General features: G+C 63.4%; 22 protein-coding genes and 2 pseudogenes. 16 read left to right on the top strand and 8 right to left on the bottom strand.

Features of this window, described 5'->3' with window-relative positions:
- Position 1: 1 nt before the first annotated feature.
- Positions 2–670: an ABC transporter ATP-binding protein gene (locus J7302_RS13140; protein ID WP_215375145.1), complete on the bottom strand. Its 669-nt coding sequence runs from the start codon at positions 668–670 to the stop codon at positions 2–4.
- A 160-nt stretch (positions 671–830) separates the two neighbouring features.
- Here J7302_RS13140 and J7302_RS13135 point away from each other — a divergent pair, with 160 nt between their 5' ends.
- On the top strand, positions 831–1,535 hold the full coding sequence (locus J7302_RS13135) for a DUF2459 domain-containing protein (RefSeq protein ID WP_215375142.1): 705 nt from the start codon (positions 831–833) through the stop codon (positions 1,533–1,535).
- A 62-nt stretch (positions 1,536–1,597) separates the two neighbouring features.
- On the opposite strand, the gene J7302_RS13130 is transcribed toward J7302_RS13135, so the two are convergent.
- Positions 1,598–2,074 carry a YbhB/YbcL family Raf kinase inhibitor-like protein gene (locus J7302_RS13130; protein ID WP_215375139.1) on the bottom strand — a complete coding sequence of 159 codons (477 nt, stop codon included), beginning with the start codon at positions 2,072–2,074 and terminating at the stop codon, positions 1,598–1,600.
- Positions 2,075–2,212: 138 nt separating this feature from the next.
- Positions 2,213–3,133 (bottom strand): LysR family transcriptional regulator, encoded by a 921-nt coding sequence (locus J7302_RS13125; protein WP_215375136.1) that lies wholly within the window; start codon positions 3,131–3,133, stop codon positions 2,213–2,215.
- A gap of 136 nt (positions 3,134–3,269) precedes the next feature.
- Between J7302_RS13125 and J7302_RS13120 the strand changes: the two genes are divergently transcribed.
- The 9 genes and pseudogenes from J7302_RS13120 to J7302_RS13080 all read left to right on the top strand — a co-directional run bounded on the left by J7302_RS13120 (position 3,270) and on the right by J7302_RS13080 (position 9,063).
- Positions 3,270–4,001: an SDR family NAD(P)-dependent oxidoreductase gene (locus J7302_RS13120; protein WP_215375133.1), complete on the top strand. Its 732-nt coding sequence runs from the start codon at positions 3,270–3,272 to the stop codon at positions 3,999–4,001.
- A 53-nt stretch (positions 4,002–4,054) separates the two neighbouring features.
- Positions 4,055–4,261 carry a tautomerase family protein gene (locus J7302_RS13115; RefSeq protein WP_215375130.1) on the top strand — a complete coding sequence of 69 codons (207 nt, stop codon included), beginning with the start codon at positions 4,055–4,057 and terminating at the stop codon, positions 4,259–4,261.
- A gap of 22 nt (positions 4,262–4,283) precedes the next feature.
- Positions 4,284–4,517, top strand: a pseudogene (locus J7302_RS26515) (alpha/beta fold hydrolase); the annotation flags it as partial.
- Positions 4,518–4,780: 263 nt separating this feature from the next.
- Positions 4,781–5,485 (top strand): YebC/PmpR family DNA-binding transcriptional regulator, encoded by a 705-nt coding sequence (locus J7302_RS13105; RefSeq protein ID WP_215375124.1) that lies wholly within the window; start codon positions 4,781–4,783, stop codon positions 5,483–5,485.
- A complete protein-coding gene (locus tag J7302_RS13100) occupies positions 5,463–5,714 on the top strand; it encodes a hypothetical protein (RefSeq protein ID WP_215375121.1) in 252 nt (83 codons plus the stop codon). Before J7302_RS13105 ends, J7302_RS13100 begins: the two co-directional genes overlap by 23 nt.
- Positions 5,715–6,054: 340 nt before the next feature.
- On the top strand, positions 6,055–6,474 hold the full coding sequence (locus J7302_RS13095; protein WP_215375118.1) for a rubrerythrin family protein: 420 nt from the start codon (positions 6,055–6,057) through the stop codon (positions 6,472–6,474).
- A gap of 84 nt (positions 6,475–6,558) precedes the next feature.
- On the top strand, positions 6,559–7,902 hold the full coding sequence (locus J7302_RS13090) for a (Fe-S)-binding protein (protein WP_215375115.1): 1,344 nt from the start codon (positions 6,559–6,561) through the stop codon (positions 7,900–7,902).
- Between the two features lie 17 nt (positions 7,903–7,919).
- The gene (locus tag J7302_RS13085; protein ID WP_215375112.1) at positions 7,920–8,501 is read left to right on the top strand and encodes a DUF3501 family protein; all 582 of its coding nucleotides are present in this window, start codon (positions 7,920–7,922) and stop codon (positions 8,499–8,501) included.
- A gap of 70 nt (positions 8,502–8,571) precedes the next feature.
- Complete coding sequence (locus J7302_RS13080) at positions 8,572–9,063, top strand: thiol-disulfide oxidoreductase DCC family protein (RefSeq protein WP_215375463.1); 492 nt, start codon at positions 8,572–8,574, stop codon at positions 9,061–9,063.
- 42 nt (positions 9,064–9,105) lie between these two features.
- On the opposite strand, the gene J7302_RS13075 is transcribed toward J7302_RS13080, so the two are convergent.
- Positions 9,106–10,662, bottom strand: coding sequence for an alkaline phosphatase D family protein (locus J7302_RS13075; RefSeq protein ID WP_215375109.1), 1,557 nt, complete (start codon positions 10,660–10,662; stop codon positions 9,106–9,108).
- A gap of 231 nt (positions 10,663–10,893) precedes the next feature.
- Between J7302_RS13075 and J7302_RS13070 the strand changes: the two genes are divergently transcribed.
- Positions 10,894–11,325, top strand: a complete 432-nt coding sequence (locus J7302_RS13070; protein WP_349814447.1) for a group II truncated hemoglobin — start codon at positions 10,894–10,896, stop codon at positions 11,323–11,325.
- A gap of 95 nt (positions 11,326–11,420) precedes the next feature.
- A complete protein-coding gene (locus J7302_RS13065) occupies positions 11,421–12,398 on the top strand; it encodes a GGDEF domain-containing protein (protein WP_215375103.1) in 978 nt (325 codons plus the stop codon).
- Between the two features lie 44 nt (positions 12,399–12,442).
- Here the strand turns inward: J7302_RS13065 and J7302_RS13060 are convergent.
- The 3 genes and pseudogenes from J7302_RS13060 to salA form a co-directional block, all read right to left on the bottom strand.
- Positions 12,443–12,724 (bottom strand): annotated as a pseudogene (locus J7302_RS13060) (carbon-nitrogen hydrolase); the annotation flags it as partial.
- A 135-nt stretch (positions 12,725–12,859) separates the two neighbouring features.
- Positions 12,860–14,212, bottom strand: coding sequence for an MFS transporter (locus tag J7302_RS13055; protein WP_215375099.1), 1,353 nt, complete (start codon positions 14,210–14,212; stop codon positions 12,860–12,862).
- A 75-nt stretch (positions 14,213–14,287) separates the two neighbouring features.
- Positions 14,288–15,583 (bottom strand): salicylate 1-monooxygenase, encoded by a 1,296-nt coding sequence (gene salA, locus J7302_RS13050; protein WP_215375095.1) that lies wholly within the window; start codon positions 15,581–15,583, stop codon positions 14,288–14,290.
- Between the two features lie 161 nt (positions 15,584–15,744).
- On the opposite strand from salA, the gene nahR reads away from it, so the two are divergent.
- Positions 15,745–16,647, top strand: a complete 903-nt coding sequence (gene nahR / locus J7302_RS13045; RefSeq protein ID WP_215375091.1) for an HTH-type transcriptional activator NahR — start codon at positions 15,745–15,747, stop codon at positions 16,645–16,647.
- Positions 16,648–16,797: 150 nt separating this feature from the next.
- Here the strand turns inward: nahR and J7302_RS13040 are convergent, their stop codons facing one another.
- The gene (locus J7302_RS13040; protein ID WP_215375085.1) at positions 16,798–17,592 is read right to left on the bottom strand and encodes an alpha/beta fold hydrolase; all 795 of its coding nucleotides are present in this window, start codon (positions 17,590–17,592) and stop codon (positions 16,798–16,800) included.
- A gap of 349 nt (positions 17,593–17,941) precedes the next feature.
- Between J7302_RS13040 and J7302_RS13035 the strand changes: the two genes are divergently transcribed.
- The 3 genes from J7302_RS13035 (at position 17,942) to J7302_RS13025 (ending at position 20,271) form a co-directional block, all read left to right on the top strand.
- A complete protein-coding gene (locus J7302_RS13035; protein WP_215375080.1) occupies positions 17,942–18,343 on the top strand; it encodes a hypothetical protein in 402 nt (133 codons plus the stop codon).
- Between the two features lie 162 nt (positions 18,344–18,505).
- Positions 18,506–19,378 carry a GNAT family N-acetyltransferase gene (locus J7302_RS13030; protein ID WP_215375075.1) on the top strand — a complete coding sequence of 291 codons (873 nt, stop codon included), beginning with the start codon at positions 18,506–18,508 and terminating at the stop codon, positions 19,376–19,378.
- Positions 19,378–20,271: a polysaccharide deacetylase family protein gene (locus tag J7302_RS13025; RefSeq protein WP_215375068.1), complete on the top strand. Its 894-nt coding sequence runs from the start codon at positions 19,378–19,380 to the stop codon at positions 20,269–20,271. Before J7302_RS13030 ends, J7302_RS13025 begins: the two co-directional genes overlap by 1 nt.
- Positions 20,272–20,406: the final 135 nt, after the last annotated feature.

Genomic DNA, 20,406 nt, shown 5'->3' with positions numbered 1-20,406 from the left:
GTCAGGCCTCGCCCCGCTCCAGAAGATGGCCGTCGTGCAAGGTCACCTGCCGTTCCAGGTGCGCGGCCATGCGCGGGCTATGGGTCACCATCAGCAGGCTGGTCGCACTGCCGGCGAGCAGTTCCAGCAGCAGCCCCAGCACCTCGTCGCTGGTGGCCTCGTCGAGGCTGCCGGTGGGTTCGTCGGCCAAGAGCAGGGGCGGCCTGGCCGCCAATGCGCGTCCCAGGGCCACCCGTTGCTGCTGCCCGCAGGAAAGTTGCTCGGGATAGCGCTCGAGTAGATCGCCGAGGCCCAGCCGCTGGACCAGTTCAGCCTGCCAGCTCGGATCATCGCGGCCAGCCAGGCGCGCCTGGAAAGCCAGGTTGTCTTCGATGCGCAGGCTGGGAATCAAGTTGAACTGTTGGAACACCAGGCCGATCCCCGTACGTCGCCAGGCCGCCAACTGGCGCTCATCAAGCGCGGCCAATTCGCGTCCGCCAATGCAGATGCTGCCGGCGTCGAATCGATCGAGCCCGGCGACCAGGTGCAGCAAGGTGCTCTTGCCGCTGCCGGACTCACCCATCAGCGCCAGGCTGTGGCCCCTCTCCAGTTCGAGGTCGATGCCCCGTAGCACTGCCAGCGGCCCTTGGGGCGTCGGGTAGCTCTTGCATAAACCCTGGATTTTCAGCATCGGTGAGGAGCCTTCGAGGGGGACGGGTATGTCCTTCCAGCTTAGAACCTGACTCGGATTTGCTAAGTGTCGACCAAAGGCGACGTTGGCCCGGCAGGTAGGCTTCGCTTTCCAGCAGGTGATCGACAACTGCGCGGACGCCGAAGTGGTTTATGTTTGAGTGACTCGCCCACCGAGCCTGCAAATCGTGCCCGTGCTGATCGCCCTGTCACTGCTTCTCCTGCTGTTCGGCTGCACCGCCACGCAACCGGGCAAGGCATCGTCCTCCGAGAGCTGCGAGCTGACGCGGACCTTCCATGTGGTGAATCACGGCTGGCATACCGGGATAGTGGTCGCCACTCACGACTTGATTCGCCAGTTGCCTGAACTTGGCAAGGACTTCAGCGGCGACGATTTCATTGAGCTGGGGTGGGGCGATGAAGGCTTCTACCGGGCTCCGCAGGCTGGCGTGGCTCAGGCGCTGAGCGCCGTGTCCTGGTCGGGCGGCAGCGTACTGCATCTGGTTCAGGTGCCAGGCGAACCAGGCGGCTACTTCCCGAGCGGCAGTGTGGTCGCGCTGGCGGTCAGCCAGGATGGCTATCAACGCTTGCTGGCCCATCTCGCGGCGAGCTTCGCACGCAACCCTGAAGGCGCTGTGCAGATGCTAGGCCCGGGCCTTTATGGCAGCAGCCGCTTTTACCAGGCTCGCGGCCGCTACTCGCTCTTCAACAACTGCAATACCTGGGTCGCCGAGTCGGTGGCGATCAGCGGAGTGCCCATGTCATCGACTCCAGTGCTGACGGCCAAGGGCGTCATGTCCCAAGTGCAACAGGCATCGGAGGTGAGCGGCGCCTGTGGGCTCGAGAAGCCCACGGACACTCACTGACAAGGCAGGACCGACGTGCGGCCCTTCGGAGTGTCTGAAAGCGGGCGACGCCGGACCGCCACCTAATGATGTCGCTGGTAACGGCCGACCAGATCCGTCTGGGCCAGGATGTGCCCCTTCATCGACTGTTCCAGCATCACCTTGGTTGGGTGACGCAGGTCGGCGAGCACCTTATCCAGGGCATACAGCTTGTGGAAGTAGCGGTGATTGCCGACCGGCGGGCAAGGACCGCCGTAGCCCGTTCGCTGCCAGTCATTGAGCCCCTGCAGGGTGCCAACCGGCAGGTCTGCATCAGCCACCGCCGCAGGCAGGCTGCCCGCGGTTGGCGGCAGGTTGTACAGCAGCCAGTGGACCCAGGTCATTTTCGGCTTTGCGGGATCGGGTGCGTCCGGGTCGTCGACTATCAGCACCAGGCTCTTGGTGCCGACCGGCGGCTTCGTCCAACTCAGGGGAGGTGAAATATTCCGACCGTCGCAGCTATGCACGGCGGGGATCGCCTCGTTGTGAGCGAACGCTGTGGAGCTGAGCCTGAAGGTCATGGCCGTATCTCCTGAGTTGCCAGGTTGATTGAGCGCAATCGCGACAGGCGGCTTTGCAAGTCGGCCCGCCCGAACACTCCATAGAATAATAGTGGTCCGGCGGCGGCTGCCCAGGAAAACCGCTGGCGCTGGAACCTTTCAGGCCCCCCAGCCTTTGCGCTTTTCCATCAGGAATTCGATGAACGCGCGCAGGCGCAGCGGCACATGGCGCCCGTGGGGATAGAGCAAGGTATAGGGCCGGGAGCGGCCTGCGTAGGATTGCAGCACCTCCACCAAGGAGCCATCCGCCAGTTCCCGTTCGACGATGAAGCGGTAGGTCTGGAACAGACCGGCACCGTACTTGGCCAACGTCACGCCACCCAGCACGTCGTCCGAGCAAACGTAGGCTCCTTCGCCAAGGATTTCGCAAGGCGCCCCGTTGTCCGTGAACAGCCAGGAGATGCGCCGGCCACTGCTGGGTAGCTCGAACTGGATGCATTCGTGCCGTGCCAAGTCGTCGAGGTGCTGCGGTACGCCGGCACTCGCCAGGTATTCGGGCGTTGCCACCACGACCAGCGCGGCATCTTCCAGCTGCCGTGCAATCAGCCCGGAATCCGGTTGGGCACGCACGCGGATAGCCATGTCGTAGCCTTCGTCGACGAAGTCGATGTTGCGGTTGCTCAGGTTGATATCCACTTTCACCTGCGGGCAGCGACGCCGGAACTCGGGCAACAGCGGCAGGATGCGGTAATGCCCGTAGGTGGTGGGAAGGCTGATGCGCAGGGTGCCGGTAGGTTCCTGCTGCTGGCCCATCAACTCACGCTCGGCTTCGAGCATCTGATTCAGCGCACTGCGGCACTGCTGGTGATAGGCACGCCCACCTTCAGTCAGACGAATACTGCGCGTGGTGCGGACAAACAGCCGGGCCCCGAGACGCTCCTCCAGCCGTGACACCGAACGGCTCACCGCTGCAGGCGTCACCCCGGCGGCCAGGGCGGCGCCGGTGAAGCTGCCGATCTCCGCCGCCAGGCAGAACAGCTCAATGCTGCCCAGCAACACATCGTCGAATTGGCGCCGCATGATTGATTACACCATGTATCAAGTGAAGTGCCTTGCGCCGTATTTATCAGCACCCGACGCACAAATAAAGTCTTGTCCAACAGCGCGAGACCCGCCGCTGCCCAATTCACTCAATCTTCAGCACAGGACTATCGCCATGAACAACAGAACCGTCGTCATCACCGGCGCCTCTAGCGGCATTGGTCTCGGCCTGGCCAAGGCCTATCTCGCTCAGGGCTTCAATGTAGTTGGCAATGCGCGCTCCGCCGAGCGTCTGGCGGAAGCCGCCGAACAGCTGGGCGGCGCCGACCGCTTCCTCGACGTGGCCGGAGACATCGCCCAACCGGATACCGCAGTGGAGCTGATCGAACGCGCCGTCGAGCGTTTCGGCAAGGTCGATGTGCTGGTCAACAACGCAGGTTTCTTCCTGCCCAAGCCCTTCATCGACTACAGCGTCGACGATCTGGAGAGTCTGCTGGCGACCAACCTCAAGGGCGTGGTGTACGCCTCGCAGGCCGCCGCCCGCCACATGATCGAGCGGCGTCAGGGGCACATCATCAACATCACCGCCAGCATCGCGCTGCAGCCGAACCTTGCCGTGCCGGCCGCGCTGCAGGTACTGATCAAGGGCGGTCTGAACCAGGCGACCCGCGCCCTGGCGCTGGAGCTGTCGCCGTTCAACATCAAGGTAAACGCGGTAGCGCCGGGGATCGTCGATACACCCATGCACGATCCGGCAGCGCGCGACTTCCTCAATGGTCTGCAACCCGCCGGCCGCGTGGGTCGTATCGAAGAAATCGCCGATGCCGTGCTTTATTTGTCCGATGCCGACTTCACCACGGGCGCGGTCCTGCCGGTCGATGGCGGAATGAGCGTCGGCAAGTGGTAACCCTTACGGGAGGCCAGCGCGCCTCCCGTTCCACCCCCTGAAGGAGAACGAACATGCCTTTCGTCAATGTGCGCATCACCCGCGACGGTGTCACCCGCGAGCAGAAGGCCCAAGTGATCCGCGAGATCACCGACACCCTGCAACGCGTGCTGGGCAAACGCCCGGACCTGACCCACATCGTGATCGAGGAGGTCGACACGGATAACTGGGGCTACGCCGGCATGACCACCACCGAGTACCGACAGCGAACGTCCGAGTGACCTGCTATTGCTGACGCGCTAGCCAGAGTTCCAGGCCTTCTTCCGCAACACGCAGATGCCATAGCTGATCATCTGGGGCAAACACGACCCGTTCTTCATCCCGCCGGGCGCCGAGGCGTTCAAGCGCAACAACCCGAACGCTGTCGTCGAACTGCTGGACACCGGTCACTTTGCCCTCGAAACCCACGTGGACCACATTGCGTCGCGGATCCGGGAAGTCATCGGCAAAGCGCAGGCCGGACGCCATGGCGGCTGAGCGCCTCGGGAGTGCTCGGCCGCGCTTGGCTCTGGCGGTCCCGGCGAGTATCGATCCAGGATTGAAAGGGCTTGAAACACGACCCGGTCGGACTTGATCGCTTCCAGGGCACTCTGCGGACGATCCATCCCAGGATTCGAGTCTGGACGACGACCTACGCTTTCCCTGGCTGGCAGCCTCCCCCACCCGCCCAGTAGAATCCCCGACCTATTTGCGAGCGGGGCGAAGCCCGCTCCCCATTCCCAACCAGCGAGTGAACCGCCATGGGCGCCCAGTGGAAAGCCAAACCAAAAGAAGCAGCCGCCAATGCCAGAGGGAAAATCTTCGGCAAACTGGTGAAAGAAATCATGATTGCTGCGCGTAACGGCGCCGATCCTGACATGAACCCCAAGCTGCGCCTGGCCGTGCACCAGGCGAAGAAAGCCTCGATGCCAAAGGACACCTTGGAGCGCGCCATCAAGAAAGGCGCGGGGCTGTCCGGCGAGGTAGTCAACTACGAGCGCACCCTATATGAAGGTTTTGCCCCGCACCGCGTGCCGGTGATCGTCGAGTGCCTGACCGACAACCTCAACCGCACCGTTGCCGAAATCCGCGTGCTGTTCCGCAAGGGCCAGCTGGGCACCTCCGGCTCGGTGTCGTGGGACTTCGACCACCTGGGCATGATCGAAGCCGAACCGACCGGTGCGGACGCTGATGTGGAACTCGCAGCCATCGAGGCCGGCGCCCAGGATTTCGAAGCCGGAGAGGAAGGCAGCGCGCTGTTCTACACCGAGCCGACCGACCTCGACGCCGTGTGCAAGGCGCTGCCGGAGTTCGGCTTCACCGTGCAGTCGGCCAACCTCGGCTACAAGGCGAAGAACCCGGTCAGCCTCTCCGGCGCCGAGCTTGCGGAAGTCGAAGCCTTCCTCGAAGCGCTGGATGGCCACGATGACGTGCAGAACATCTATGTCGGCCTGCAAGCCAACTGAGCCCAAGAGCCGCCGGCAGTTCCACCAGGAGCATGCCGAGCAGGCTCGCGCCGAAGCGCTGCGCCTGTTGGAGCAGCGCGAAGCCCTGGGCGCGCGCTGGCTGGCCTGGGTCGCCAACGAGCTGTACCACTTCAAGCCGCCCGAATTCGCCAACATGGTGCGCCGCGAGCTGGAGCGCCTGAGCGCCGCCCATCGCCAGTTCGGGGATGCCTCGCAGCACGTGCATTGATAGCCCGGTGGACACGGCAAGATTGCAACGTAGCGCCCTGACGTAGGTTGGTGCTGAGCTTGCGAAGCCCAACGTGTGAACGGTAGGGACGCTCAACAGAAGTGGGTGACGCAAGCCCTACATTGCCGGCCTTCGCTCTGCCCAGCACCAACCTTGGCTGTGCCCGGCCAACAATTCGTTGACCGGGCCGAACCATCCGTCGCCGCTTATAGCGGAATTCAATCAAGCCAATCCAAATAATCTATCTAGCACCCTCGAATACCGGATTAGCCTTAATACGGTCACGACCGCAAGGCCGTCTCCTGCACTTCCATCTCAGCCCGACGCACGAGGTGATGTCATGAGCATGCTGAAAGGTTCCAAGACCGAGCAAAACCTGAAGGACGCCTTCGCCGGCGAATCCATGGCCAACCGCCGCTACCTCTACTTCGCTGCCAAGGCGGACGTTGAGGGCTACAACGATGTTTCCGCAGTATTCCGCTCCACGGCCGAAGGCGAAACCGGCCATGCCCATGGCCACCTCGAATACCTGGAGCAATGCGGCGACCCCGCTACTGGCCTGCCCTTTGGCGGGACCGACCTGAATCTCAAGACCGCCATCGCTGGCGAAACTCACGAGTACACCGACATGTACCCGGGCATGGCGAAGGTCGCGCGCGATGAAGGTTTCGAAGAGGTCGCCGACTGGTTCGAGACCTTGGCCAAGGCCGAGCGCTCCCACGCCAATCGCTTCCAGAAGGCGCTGAACGAGTTGGGCTGACGGTCTCTTGCCGGCGACCCCGCCGGGGTCGCTGAGGCAGTGCATGCCCTGAACAGGGCACCGCCGACAATCGGGGAGACGCACATGGCCAACCCAATCGACAGCACCCGCGAAGGCAACCTGGAGGCCCCAACCCGCCATCCGCTGGGCTGGGAAGCCCCGGAGTTCTGGGACCACTCGGCTCTGGAGGCCGAGCAGGAGCGCATATTCGACATCTGCCACGGCTGCCGCCGCTGTGTCAGCTTGTGCCATGCCTTCCCTACGCTGTTCGACCTGGTCGACAGCTCCGACACCCTGGAGGTCGATGGTGTCGCCAAGGCTGACTACAAGAAGGTCACCGAGCAGTGCTACCTCTGCGACCTCTGCTACCAGACCAAGTGCCCCTACACGCCACCACATCCATGGAACGTGGATTTCCCGCACCTGATGCTGCGCGGCAAGGCGGTGGAATTCCGCGAGCACGGTGCGTCACTCTCGGCACGAATTCTCTCCAACACGCGGGCCGTTGGCCGGGTGGCATCGGTACCGGTGGTGGTACAGACCGTCAATGCCGTCAACCGCAACCCGACCGTGCGCAAGCTGCTGGAAAAAACCATGGATGTGGATGCCCTGGCGCGGGTGCCGACCTATCACTCACCCAGCGCGCGCACGCGGCTGAAGACCCTCGACGGGGCCGGCACCCCGCAGGCAGCAGGCCGCACGCGGGGCAAGGTCGCCCTCTTCACCACCTGCTATTGCGACCACTCCGACCCCGGCGTGGTCGAAGACCTGGCCGCGGTGCTGAAGCACAATGCGATCCCGACCCGCCTGGTGGAACGGGAAAGCTGCTGCGGCATGCCCAAGCTGGAGCTGGGCGATCTGGAAACCGTGCGCAAGTACAAGGAGTACAACATTCCCGTGCTGGCCAGGATGGCGCGCGAAGGTTGGGACCTCATCGCGGCCATGCCCTCCTGCGTGCTGATGTTCAAGCAGGAACTGCCGTTGATGTTCCCCGACGATGAGGACGTGGCCCTGGTGCAGCAGCGCTTCTTCGATCCCTTCGAATATCTGCACGAGCGCCACCGCGCAGGCCTGCTGAAAACCGACTTCAAAACAGCGCTCGGCAAGGTCGCCTGGCAGGTCGCGTGCCACCAGCGCGTGCAGAAGATCGGCCCGAAAACCCGGGAGATATTGCAATTGGTGCCGGGCACCGAAGTCGTCACCCTCGAGCGCTGCTCCGGCCACGACGGCACTTACGGCGTCAAGCACAAGAGCTATGCACTCTCACGCAAGCTGGCCCGGCCGGTCGAGAAGTTGGTGGCCCAGACCCAGCCTGAACACTTCACCAGCGACTGCCCGATGGCTGGCGGCCACATCGCCCATGGCCTCGGAGACAAACCTGCGGCAGAGCACCCTCTGTGCCTGCTGCGCAAGGCCTATGGCATCTGACCGATGAGCCCGAGCCCATGAGACCGCTTGCCCGAGAAGACCTGCTCACCCTGGAAAGCTACGCCCAGCAGCGGACGGAGTTCCGCGCCCGCGTGATGGCGCACAAGAAGGCGCGCACGGTGCACATTGGCGACCACTTGACGTTGATCTTCGAGGACCGCCTGAGCATCCAGTACCAGGTGCAGGAGATGCTGCGCATAGAGCGGTTGTTCGAAGCCGACGCCATTCAGGATGAACTCGACGCCTATAACCCGCTGATACCCAGCGGCAGTGATCTCAGGGCCACCCTGCTGCTGGAATATCCCGACGTGGAGCAACGCAAGCGCGAACTGATGCGCTTGCGCGACATCGAGCATGCGTTCGAGCTATCCATCGATGGCTTTCCACCCGTGCTCGCGATCGCCGACGAGGACCTGCCGCGCAGCAATGAGGAAAAGACCGCTGCCGTGCACTTCCTGCGCTTTCCGCTGACAGCCAAGCAGATAGCCGCGTGGAGAGCGGGCGCAACGGTAACGCTGGCCTCGACCCTGCCCGCGCTACCTGTGGAAGTGGTGCTGAGCCGTGAGCAATGGCTGGCGTTGGCGGCGGATTTTGATTGACGATTACGCCCTGGTGAAGGGCACCACCCTATGTGTTGATCTCCGCTTCTGGACGAAGGAAACCATCGCCATGCAACTGCCTCCGCATCTCAAGGAAGGAGACAAGGTCGTGCTGTTCGACGGTGTCTGTAAACTCTGCAATGGCTGGAGCCAGTTCCTGATCCGCCATGACACCGCTGGCACCCTGAAACTGTGCAGTGTTCAGTCGCCCGAAGGGCAGGCAATCCTGGCCTGGTTCGGTTTGCCGACCGATCACTTCCCCACGATGCTCTTCGTCGCTGGGGCCCGCGTCTTTGATAGGAGCGACGCCGTCCTGTATGTCGTGCGCGAACTGCCCTCCCCTTGGCGCTACGCGCATTGGCTGAAAGTCATTCCCCAAGGGATTCGGGATTGGTGCTACGACCGCATCGCGCTAAACCGCTATCGGTTATTCGGACGATACGACCGATGCATCGTGCCGTCGCCGGAGCATCGGAACAGGTTTATCGGGCATGGACAGCAGCCCGCGGGCGGTGGCAATAGCGGACGTGCGGGTGGGATGGGCAGCGAAGCAGCCCCGTAGGACGGTTGGGCTGCGCCCGGCTGAGCGCAGCGATACCTATCGTCAGCCGATCGGATCGATCACCTGAGTAACCAGGTGTTCGGAACCCTCGATATGCCAGTTGGCCCATAGACGATTCTTGCCGTTCTCATCCGGCTCGATGGCGAGCCAGTTCCGCGCAGGAATCAGATACCGGCCGCGCGTCCCGAGCGGCACCATCGATCCCGTTACCCGATAGCTGATCTGCTCCTGGGCCGCGCCGAGCGACTCCAGGAAGTACACCCCGAGTGCCGGCGGGGATGGATGGACGATCCCGGTCGAAATGAGCTGGAAGATCACGCCTGCACCGTCGGTTCGATGCTGCGCCAGTTGCGACTCGATGATGCAAGCGCCTGCCACGTGTACATCACCCGACAACAGCGTCACCTTGCAGCCGCCAGGGGCGCTTGCGTAGTCGAGCAGACGCATGATCAGGCGCTTGCGCTCGTCCCGGTGCGGGAGGCTGCGCCAGTGGTCGCGCAGGTCGTCCTCGAGTTCCTGCTGTCCGGGGATGAGGTCCAGCGCTTTTTCCGCGGCCTGCAAGTCCAGGTAGCCGACCGGAATGCTGGTCATCACCAGCAGGTGCTTGTGCTGCGTCACACCATCGAGCCAGGCGTAGATGGCCTTCCAGCTGTCGAAGGAGATGATCTGGGTGGGCTTGGCGGTCGGCGCCTTGAGGTCCGGGTGGCGCTCGCTGCGAAGGTCAGGGACCAGGATGGACAGGCCACCCAGGTCCTTGAAACCCAGGTGGAAGCCATCGGCAACACCTGGAATGGCACAGGGGTGGGTTTCCGCCGATGGTTTGAGGTGTGGATGGGTCTGGACGAGCTGCTGCTGGAAGATCCTGAAATACCGCTTCGCCGTCGCAAACAGCCCTTGGAACACCGGGCTGGAGTGTAGCGCCTCCGGGTAGGAGCCCCAGCCGTCGATGATGTCGTGGTCGTCCCACATCATGATCGTTGGGACCCTGCTGAACATCAGCGCAGGCTCGGGCTGCTTCCAGCGGTCCAGATAAAGCCTGGTGAAGAACCGATCGAGATCGGCTTCCATCTGCTTGGTGTACTGAGCCTTGGCGCGCTCGGCGAAGGACTTTCGAAACCAGGATTTCATCGACGGCACGGTCACCCGCATCTCGTCGCTGTAGATCTGGTCACCGCCCATCAACAGGAGGTGGTACGGCTTGGCCTCGTGCACCGAAGCCATGTGCTCCCAGCGCTCGAAATTCCTGTCGACCTTCTCCATGTACTTCGGGTCGGAAAAGCCATTGCAGGAGGCATAGGCCAAGCGTGGCGCTTGCCCTTTGCGCGGCACCGTGAAGCTCGCGGCGCCACCATCGATATCGATCCAGAAGGTCGCTTCCTGGGCCGCAGGCGTAGCTTTGAAATCGACACGCCACACTCGATACAAGGGATTGAACAGCGGAATGTCAGCGATGGGGATCGGTTTTCCCGCGGTAATCCCGACGGGCTTCTTCACCACTGGAGTGGCGGCGTTCATGTCGGTCACCACCAGAGCCGAGACGTTGTAATCAGGGGCTGAATGACCGCGAAATTGCAGGATGGGGCCGAGTACAAGGCTCATGAGCTGTCCTCCTTGACGATTGTTATGTGCAGCGCTCGCTTGACCTCCCGGTCACACCACGCTGATTTCAGGCAACGCCTATCAGACTTCCGAATTGGCGGCGGGTTCTGGCGCAAGACCCTGGGCATCCGTGCAGATGCCCCATCTCACCCTCGGCAAGTGACGAAGGGTTAGCCGTGCCCTTGGCGCTGTCGCGCTAGAATGCGGCTTTTCCGGCTGAGAATCCGTGTTGTGAGCAGCAATCCTCTTTTTGGTGTTGGCGATGCCTCTTACCAGGCTGCCGGCGGCATCGATGGCCTGCGCCGCCTGGTCGATGACTTCTACCGTCTGATGGACGAGTTGCCCGAGGCGGCGGCACTGCGCGGCATGCACCCGCAGAGTCTGGAGCAATCCCGCGACAAGCTGGCCTGTTTTCTCAGCGGCTGGTTGGGCGGCCCGAAGCTGTTCAGCGAGAAGTACGGTTCCATCGCCATCCCGTCGTTCCACGCGCAGTGGCCTATCGATGAAACCCGCAGTGGCATGTGGCTGGACTGCATGGCGCGGGCCATTGCCCTGCAGGATTACTCGCCGGACTTCGCCGAATACCTGCTGGCGCAGTTGCGCGTGCCGGCAGAGCGCATCGTCCAGGCCAGTCGCAATCGCCACGGGTCGGGCCAGACCTGACTCCCGTCGGCGGCGGCTGCGAGCGCCGAAGTCTGTTGGTATAAGGGTCGGGCCTCGCCCCAGGTCATGACCGAATCAACCAGTACGGGACAACCATGAAAGACGAAGTCGAAACCAATAACGCGGTCTACAAGACTCTGCTGGAGTCGACCAAGGCGATACCATGGAAGATCGACTGGAAAACCATGACCTTCGCCTATATCGGGCCGCAGATTGAAACGCTCCTGGGCTGGAGCCGGTCAAGTTGGGTGAGCGTGAACGACTGGGCGGAACGGATGCACCCCGAGGACCGGGAGAAGGTCGTGGCCTTCTGCGTGGCCCAGTCCCAGGCGGGCACCGATCATGAGGCGGACTACCGCGCACTGACGGCCGCCGGTGACTACGTCTGGATTCGCGACGTGGTGCATGTGATGCGCCATGCCGACGGCGAGGTCGAGGCCCTGATCGGCTTCATGTTCGACATCAGCGAGCGCAAGAAGGCCGAAGAGGAGCTGATCCGCCTGCAAAAGCAGCTTGAGGAATACTCCTACAAGGATGGCCTGACCGGCGTGGCCAACCGGCGCATGTTCGATTCGGTGCTGGACGTGGAGTGGGCCAACGCTCGACGCACACACCAGCCGCTGTCGCTGATCCTGTTGGATATCGACTATTTCAAGCAGTACAACGACCACTACGGCCATATCCAGGGTGATGACTGTCTGAAGAGCGTTGGCCAACTGCTCGCGGCTGCCGCTTCCCGGCCGCGAGACCTCATAGGCCGCTTCGGTGGCGAGGAGTTCGTGCTGATCCTGCCGGAGACGGATGGCGCTGCGGCGAAGCGAGTGGCCGAACATTGCCGCAAGCTGATTCACGAGCAGTGCATCCCGCACTCGAACTCCGACGTGGCCTCGCTGCTGACCATCAGCCTGGGCGTCGGGACCATCATTCCCCAGCAACACGACCAGCCACTTGCGTTCATCGAGGCGGTGGACAAGCTGCTGTACCGGGCCAAGCAGACCGGACGGAACCGCGTCGAGGCCGCACAGTGGGGCATCGAGGATGCTGTGGAGCTGCGGAGCACCAAGCCTGCGTAGCCCGGATCTCAAGCTGGCCTGCAACGTCGAAAACCCAACACCTGCTATGCCAGCAACCCACCTGCGCTGTAGAGTTCAGGACGACGATCCTCATGTAGATGATTGTTGTCGCTGATGCGCTTGTTGCGCGCATCGACGAGGTTCAGCGTGGCCATCAGGATCTGCTCACCCCCGGTGTCGACTGGCCCCACCAGCGGGTAACCGTCCGCGTCGACGATCACCGATCCCTGCACCCAGTTCACCCCGCGCTCCAGCCCATGCCGATCACAGGCCGCGATGAACAGGCGGTTCACCGAAGCATTGGCCTGGACTCTCACAACTTCGGCCCAGGCTCGCTCATGGTCTCGTAACCAGAGGGGAATACGGTCTGAAACAGATTGAGTAAAGACTTACAAAGGGACGGAAGGCCAACCCTTGCCGGCTCGCACGCAAGGGTTGGCCCGCCATACCGCTTCTGCCGCTCAGCTCGCCCCGCGAAGCGGCTCCACCGCTTCGGCGCTGCCGAGCGAGCGACGGCCCGGCTGATACCAGAGGAATGCCAGGATGGCGGCGGCGCCTACCACGCCCGGTACGGCGAAGGCCAGGAAGCTGGCCTGGATCGGCAACGCCGCCGCATGCAAGGCACCACCCAGCAACGGACCGATGATGGCCCCGACTCGCCCAATGCCCATGGCCCAGCCAAGGCCCGTGGAGCGGATATGGGCCGGATAGAACTGCACCGTGCAGGCGTTGGCCAGGATCTGCGTGCCGATGGTGCTGGCCCCGGCGATACCGATCAGCAGGTAGAGCACCGGCAGCGGCGACTTCAGCGCCAACAGGCTGAGCGCCAGGGCACCCATGACGAAGAACGCCAGCAGCACCCGCCCGAGGCCGATTCGATCGCCGAGCCAGCCGCCACCGATGGCGCCGAAGATGGCCCCGAAGTTCAGCACCAGCAGGAAGGCCAGGCTGGAGTTCAGCCCATAGCCGGCGGCGTTCATCAGTTTGGGTAGCCAGGAGCTCAAGGCGTACACCATCAACAGGCAGCAAAAGAATGCCAGCCAGAGCATGAGCGTGTTCACCGCCCTGCCCTCCTGGAACAACTGCAGGATGGACACCTTGCTCGCCTGTCCCTTGGCCAGGCTCAGTTGGTCATCCGGCTGGGGCAGATAATCCGGCACAGCGTGACACAACAGCTGCTGGGCTCGGCTCACCTGCCCATCGCGCAGCAGGAAGTTCAGGGACTCCGGCAACTGCCGCACCAGCAGCGGCAGCACCAGCAGCGGGACCAGCGCCACGAAGAACACTGCCTGCCAGCCCCAGACCGGCATCAGCAGAATCCCCAGGCCGGCCGACAGCATGCCGCCAATCGAGTAGCCGCTGAACATGATCGCCACCAGGGTGCTGCGTATCTTCCGTGGCGCGTACTCATTCATCAGCGCTACCACGTTCGGCATTACACCGCCGATGCCGAGCCCGGCGATGAAGCGGCAGAGCGCGAACTCCACGGGGTTGCGCGCAAAGCCGTTGATTACCGTGAAGCCGCTGAACAGGATCACGCAAGTCATGATCGTCTTGCGCCGCCCGATGCGATCAGACAGCGGGCCGAAGAACAGCGCCCCCAGCATCATGCCGAATAGCGCGCAGCTGCCGAGCAGACCGGCCTCAAGCGCAGTCAGGCCCCAGCCCTTCATCAGGGCAGGCAGGACGACGCCATAAATGACCAGGTCGTACCCATCGAAGATGATGATCAGCGCGCACCAGAACAACACGCGCCGGTGAAAGGCATTGAAGCAGGCCCCGTCTAGCAGGGCCGATACATCGATAGTCCGCATGGCATGGCTCTTCTTGTCATTGTTATAGAGCCGGGAGCGAAGCCTGGGCACGCCCCCGGTAACCGCACCGGAACTTCAGTCGCAGGTGCTCAGGGCCGCCCAACCCAGGCGTTCGCGGGCTTCGGCCACGTCGGCATCCAGGTCGTGGTTCCACAGCCAGTCGAAACGGCTCGCCAGCATCGCACCCAGCGCTTGCTCGTCCGCACCCACGACGGAATCGCGCAGCTCGTACAGCTCGCCAGCCTCCCAGGAGGTGCGCTGCACACGACAGGCGCGGGGACGGCGCAAAGCGTCGTAGGCCGCCAGCAGGGTGGAGAGGTTGCCGCCATCCACCTGCGGGTCGCCGAGCAGGCGCGCCAGGAAGTAGGCGTCTTCCAGCCCCTGCCCGGCGCCGGCCCCCTGGTGCGGCAGCATGGCGTGGGCAGCATCGCCGATCAGCGCCACGCGACCGTGTACATAGCCCGGCAACTCGGCCAGATCATGCAGCGCCCAATGGGTCGGCGCGGGGATGCACTCCAGCAGGACCCGCGCCGCCTCGCCCCAGCCCGCGAAGGCATCGAGCATCTCGCGCTGGCTGGCCTCGCGCACCCAGGGCGCGTCCTGTGGCCAGGTGAGGTTTGGCTGGCTGCGGTCGGAGACGAAGGCCACCACGTTGATGATGCGGCCGTGCTTCACGGGGAAAGTCAGGATGTGGCCGTCGAGCCCCAGGTACATCTGCGGCACGTCCACCAGATGCTCATCGATGCCATGGGCCCGGTAAGCTTCGCGCAGACGCAGGCTATCGATCATCCCGCGATAGGCACAGGTGCCGGTGAAGCGCGGTGCCACCGCCTCGCAGCCCAGGCCTTCCAGGACATGATTGCGAACCGAGGACTTGATACCGTCCGCAGCAATCAGCAGGTCGCAGCGGTAATCCGTGCCATCGGTGAACACCACCCGAGCCTCATGGCCCTGCTGCTCGACGCGGGCGGCACGCTTGCTGAAGCACGCGACGCTGGCGGGCAGGCCTGCGGCCAGGGCATCCAGGAAGTCCGCCCGGTGCACCGATGACTGGCCCACACCCGGCGCCACGCTGGCACCCAAGTAGCCGGCATCGTTAGCGCGGCGCCACTCGAACCAGACGTCCTGCCAAGGCTCCGGCGTGCGGTCGGCGATCTGCCGATAGGGCTCGCCCAGCCCCAGGCCGGCGATGGCACGGACCGCATTCGCCCCGAAGGAGACACCCGCGCCCACCTCGCCGAACGCCGGCGCGGACTCGAACAGCTGAACGTCGAGATGGCCGTGACGGCAAAGATCCAGCGCCAGCGCGACGCCGGAAATGCCGCCGCCAATGATGCCGATACGCAAGGCAGGTGCAGGCTTCTTGTTCATTCTCGTACCCATGACGGTGTTGTTGTTGGTGTGCGACCGATCATGGAGAAGGCAGTAGTATTGATAAATGCACCAGACCGCATACAGACTATTACGAGTATGAATATTCCTGCCGACCCCACCCGGCGGCGACCCGTCAGGACGCAACTGCGCGAGGGCCTATGGAACTGCGAGACCTGGACCTGAACCTGCTAGTGGTGTTCAACCAGTTGCTGGTTGACCGGCGCGTGTCCACTGCCGCGGATAACCTGGGCCTGACCCAGCCCGCTGTCAGCAACGCCCTCAAACGCCTGCGCACCGTTCTGCAGGACGAACTCTTCGTGCGCACGTACCAGGGCATGGAACCCACACCCTATGCCGCACAACTGGCCGAGCCCGTCGCCCTTGCCATGCACACGCTGCGCGACGCCCTGAACCGGCAGGACCACTTCGACCCGCATACCAGCGAGCGCACCTTCACCCTGGCGATGACCGATATCGGCGAAATCTACTTCATGCCCAGGCTGATGGATGCCCTCACCCGCCTGGCGCCGAAATGCGTGATCAGCACCGTGCGCGACAGCTCCCTGAGCCTGGTCGAAGCCCTGCAGAACGGCACCGTCGATCTAGCCGTTGGCCTACTGCCCTACCTGCAGGCGGGATTCTTCCAGCGCCGGCTGTTCCACCACCGCTACGTGTGCATGTGCCGCAAGGACCACCCAGCCACCCGCGAGCCCCTGACCCTGGAACGCTTCTGCGCCTACGGCCATGTGCGCGTTATCTCCGCTAACACCGGGCACGGTGAAGTCGACGCCCACATGGCCCGGATCGGTATCCAGCGTGATATCCGCCTGGAAGTGCCGCACTTCGTCGCGGTCGGCCACATCCTCCAGCGCACTGACCTCCTCGCCACCGTGCCCGAACGTTTCGCCGCATGCTGCGAAGAACCGTTTGGCCTCACCTCCCTGCCCCACCCGGTGGCCCTGCCGGAAATCGCCATCAACCTGTTCTGGCACGCGAAGTATCACAAGGACCCGGCAAATCGCTGGTTGAGGCAATTGATGTTTGACCTGTTTTCCGATTGATCGCCAGCGACATCCAGCCCGTTCGAGCAAGAGCCGCACTGGACACCATCCCTTCGCAGGGTTGGCTTCGGCCAACCGGCGCTTTCCATCGCGGGCAAAAGAACGGAGCGCTTCTGCCCTGATTCCGGAAGTTCCGAAACGCCGTCCCCCTCACTGCAGGAAACGGCTGACTGCGCCGATTACACGCTCCGACATCTCCCGATGGGGAACATGATGGCAGCCGACCAGAATGAGTGTTTCTGCGCGCCCCTTGGCCAGTCCGGCAATCCGCTCGGGGTGTTGCAGCGACCCGTACTCATCCTGTTCGCCATGAATCACCAGCAAGGGGCATTCGATGGGTGCCAGGTTCTCCGCGAGCGACCATGCGGCAAAGGCGTCGGCGAGCCAGGTTTCCGTCCAGGCCTCCAACACCCAGCGGGCCTTGTCACCGTGATACCTCTGCAGACGCTCCAGTTGGCCGGGTTTACGGAATTCGTCCTTGGCACCCCGGATACCCTGCAGCGTCCTGTCTTCCACGAAGGCCTGCGCCGACTCGGTTATCAGCGCCTGGCAATGCGCTGGATACCGGGCGGCACAGTTGACCGCCATCGCTCCGCCAACACTATGGCCAAAGGCAATGAAACGCTGGATGCCCAGGCTCGACAGCAGGAGGGGGAAAAAGCGCTCCGCCTCATCGCGGATAAAGTCCACCGACCACTCCCCCGGATGGGGATCCGAACGCCCGAAACCGAGTCGGTCGTACGCGATCACCTCCCTCCCGGTCGCCGCCGACAGTCGCCCAGGGAAATCCCGCCAGAGCTCAACGCAACCCAGCGAGTCGTGGAGCAGGATGATCGGCGCCTCATCCGCAGCCTCGCCCGCGGCATCGGGCTGCCATCGGCGTACGAATAGTTTCCCGAAGGGGCTTTGAATCCAGTGATCCTCATGGGGGCTGGTGGAAAGCATGACGCTCCTCGAAGCAGTTGGCTGAATCGCGCGTTCCGGCAATTAGCGAATAGCCTGGATTAGTGGGGCGATTGGCCAGAGTGATCCGCCAATAGTCAGGGCCACAACGGCTGTAGCTTGCGAAGGTAACAATCGAGTTGGCGGTGGTCGAGATCGGGAGGAAACGGCCAGAAGCACGCTATATGGTCGAAGGCGCATTCATGGGTGCTACCCAACGACCTATCTCGGCGTCTCTTGCACACATGTTTCCGCCGGCAATGCGATGTTCGGCAACTTCCGCCGCGTACCAGATTGGTACCGCACGGGGGGATGTTCGCGCCGGGCTCTGAGATGGCTATGATCGTAGTCCATGACACCCTCATTCCCGATCCGCCAACCCTGCCCACCCGGAGTCTGCGACTGCGGGCTTGAGCCACTCCTGGAGACGCCAGGCGCCGATCTGCGCATCTTGCGCCTGACTCGCCAGGAGGAAAGGCGTCTGCTCGACCGACTGGAAAATATCGAGAGCCTGGCCGACCTCCAGCATATGCAGCGCCGGATGTACGAGCAGCTGGGGATCAGCCTGGAAATCGCCCCGGGCTTCAACGAAGTACGCAGCATGCGCGGCATCGCTATTCACATCGGCGAACTGCCAGGACTCTGTCGCAAGACCCGCCAATCGATTCCAGCGGCGATTCGCCGGGGCTTGGAAAAGCATCCGGAGATTGCCTACAGGCTGCTCGATGCCCACGACCTCTTGCGCGATGCCTGAGGTATCGTCTGCCTGCAACGGCCTGGATCGGTACTCAAGTTGCCGCTATACCGAAAAGATCCGAACTGGACAGGGCCCTGGTTTTCCGGACTGCGCGCCCCCAGGTCCCCTGCCCCGGAGTATCGATCGTGAACACGACTAGCGACTGAGGAAAACATGGCAGTGTCGAATCAGCTTGTCATACGCAACATGACCCGCCCCGAGCTGGATGAACTCGTCGGCTGGGCTGCCCGGGAGGGCTGGAATCCCGGCCTTCACGATGCCGAGCTGTTCTGGGCAACGGACCCTGAAGCATTCATCGCGGCGGACCTGGAAGGCGAGTTGATCGGCGGCGGAGCCATCACTTCCTACAACGGCGAATTCGGCTTCATGGGCTTCTTCATCGTGCGGCCCGAATATCGCGGAAAGGGGCTCGGCAATACCCTCTGGCACGCCCGCCGCAATCGGCTCCTCGCCCGCCTGCACCCAGGCGCGAGCATCGGCATGGACGGTGTCTTCGCGATGCAGGACTACTACGCCAAGGGTGGTTTCGTCTTCTCCCACCGCAACATGCGATTTCGTGCCGACATTCCGGAACGCTGGGTGACCCCGCGTATTGGCGAGCAGGACATCGTCTCGCTGGCGGCCTTTCCCTTCGATCAGGTTCTCGATTACGACCGCACCTGTTTTCCCGCCCCACGCCCGAGCTTCCTGAGCGGCTGGATAATCCAACCCGATGCACTCGCCCTGGGGTGCCGGCGCGAAGGGAGGCTAAGCGGCTATGGCGTGATACGGCGTTGCCGGGAGGGTTGCAAGATCGGCCCCTTGTTCGCCGATGACGCCCTGGCGGCCAACGCCCTCTACTCGCAGCTGGCAGGGTTCGCGGCAGGCGGCCCGCTGTTTCTCGACGCCCCGGAGAACAACCCTGCCGCGATGGAGCTTGTGCGCCAAGAGGGAATGATCGAGGTCTTCGGCTGCGCGCGCATGTATCTCGGCCCGCCCCCGGCCCTCGCACACGAGCGGGTCTTTGGCGTCACGACCTTCGAGCTGGGTTGATGTCCACGCGCGACCTGGTCGGTTACGGCGGTTGCCCACCCGATCCGCGATGGCCGGGTGAGGCACGCATTGCCGTTCAGTTCGTGCTCAACATCGAGGAAGGTGCGGAGTCGTGCATCCTCAATGGCGATGCCCAGTCAGAAGCTTATCTCCACGAGCTGCCGGGCCGCCCACCGCGCCAGGGAGAACGGGACTTGAGCGTCGAGGGCATGTACGAATACGGGTCGCGCGCCGGCGTGTGGCGCATCCTCGAACTGTTCAGCGCCCGAGGCCTACCGCTGACCGCCTTCGCCGTCGGCCGGGCACTGGAACTCAATCCGCAGATCGGTCATGCACTCTGCGCGGCCGGCCACGAGATCGCCGGGCATGGCTACCGTTGGCTCGACTATCGCGACATCCCTGAAGATGATGAGCGACGCCACATACGCCTTACCCTCGACCTGATCGAGCAGATCTGTGGCAAGCGCCCCGTGGGCTGGTACACGGGCCGGGTCAGTCAGAACACTCGCCGCCTGTTGCGCGAGGAAGGCGGGCTGCTCTACAGCTCGGACGCCTACAACGATGACCTGCCCTATTGGCTCCCGGGCTCGCCCGCACACCTGGTGATTCCGTACACGCTGGTCAACAACGACGCCCGCTATCTGCTGCCGAACGGTTTTTCCTCCGGGGAGGACTTCTGCCGGCTGCTCAAGGACGCTTTCGACTTCCTCTGGCACGAAGGGGCGCGCCACCCGAAGATGATGAGCGTCGGCCTGCACGGCCGCATCAGCGGTCATCCCGCACGCGCCATGGCGCTGGCGCGCTTTCTCGACTACGTACAAGGCCATGACTCGGTGTGGATCTGCCGACGGGAGGAGATTGCCAGGCACTGGATCGCCGAGTTCCCCGCGTAGGGCTGCTCATCTCCATGGTCGATTTGCCTTGCCGATCATCCGTGTGGCAGCGCCGCGTAGTCCATGCTCCGGGCGGTCAAGGCCCGCGTGGCGTCTGCGGACTTGCCGAGAGCTGTCGTGGGTTGAAGGCGGAAC

This window comes from Metapseudomonas boanensis (genome assembly GCF_018704125.1).
Classification (GTDB): domain Bacteria; phylum Pseudomonadota; class Gammaproteobacteria; order Pseudomonadales; family Pseudomonadaceae; genus Metapseudomonas; species Metapseudomonas boanensis.
The sequence above is the reverse complement of the archived record's forward strand: the minus strand, read 5'-3'. Positions and strand labels throughout refer to the sequence as shown.

Coding starts and splice junctions, on each gene's coding strand:
- J7302_RS13140 (WP_215375145.1), bottom strand. CDS start 670: ATGCTGAAAATCCAGGGTTTATGCAAGAGCTACCCGACGCCCCAAGGG.
- J7302_RS13130 (WP_215375139.1), bottom strand. CDS start 2,074: ATGACCTTCAGGCTCAGCTCCACAGCGTTCGCTCACAACGAGGCGATC.
- J7302_RS13125 (WP_215375136.1), bottom strand. CDS start 3,133: ATGCGGCGCCAATTCGACGATGTGTTGCTGGGCAGCATTGAGCTGTTC.
- J7302_RS13120 (WP_215375133.1), top strand. CDS start 3,270: ATGAACAACAGAACCGTCGTCATCACCGGCGCCTCTAGCGGCATTGGT.
- J7302_RS13115 (WP_215375130.1), top strand. CDS start 4,055: ATGCCTTTCGTCAATGTGCGCATCACCCGCGACGGTGTCACCCGCGAG.
- J7302_RS13105 (WP_215375124.1), top strand. CDS start 4,781: ATGGGCGCCCAGTGGAAAGCCAAACCAAAAGAAGCAGCCGCCAATGCC.
- J7302_RS13100 (WP_215375121.1), top strand. CDS start 5,463: ATGTCGGCCTGCAAGCCAACTGAGCCCAAGAGCCGCCGGCAGTTCCAC.
- J7302_RS13095 (WP_215375118.1), top strand. CDS start 6,055: ATGAGCATGCTGAAAGGTTCCAAGACCGAGCAAAACCTGAAGGACGCC.
- J7302_RS13090 (WP_215375115.1), top strand. CDS start 6,559: ATGGCCAACCCAATCGACAGCACCCGCGAAGGCAACCTGGAGGCCCCA.
- J7302_RS13085 (WP_215375112.1), top strand. CDS start 7,920: ATGAGACCGCTTGCCCGAGAAGACCTGCTCACCCTGGAAAGCTACGCC.
- J7302_RS13080 (WP_215375463.1), top strand. CDS start 8,572: ATGCAACTGCCTCCGCATCTCAAGGAAGGAGACAAGGTCGTGCTGTTC.
- J7302_RS13075 (WP_215375109.1), bottom strand. CDS start 10,662: ATGAGCCTTGTACTCGGCCCCATCCTGCAATTTCGCGGTCATTCAGCC.
- J7302_RS13065 (WP_215375103.1), top strand. CDS start 11,421: ATGAAAGACGAAGTCGAAACCAATAACGCGGTCTACAAGACTCTGCTG.
- J7302_RS13055 (WP_215375099.1), bottom strand. CDS start 14,212: ATGCGGACTATCGATGTATCGGCCCTGCTAGACGGGGCCTGCTTCAAT.
- salA (WP_215375095.1), bottom strand. CDS start 15,583: ATGAACAAGAAGCCTGCACCTGCCTTGCGTATCGGCATCATTGGCGGC.
- nahR (WP_215375091.1), top strand. CDS start 15,745: ATGGAACTGCGAGACCTGGACCTGAACCTGCTAGTGGTGTTCAACCAG.
- J7302_RS13040 (WP_215375085.1), bottom strand. CDS start 17,592: ATGCTTTCCACCAGCCCCCATGAGGATCACTGGATTCAAAGCCCCTTC.
- J7302_RS13035 (WP_215375080.1), top strand. CDS start 17,942: ATGACACCCTCATTCCCGATCCGCCAACCCTGCCCACCCGGAGTCTGC.
- J7302_RS13025 (WP_215375068.1), top strand. CDS start 19,378: ATGTCCACGCGCGACCTGGTCGGTTACGGCGGTTGCCCACCCGATCCG.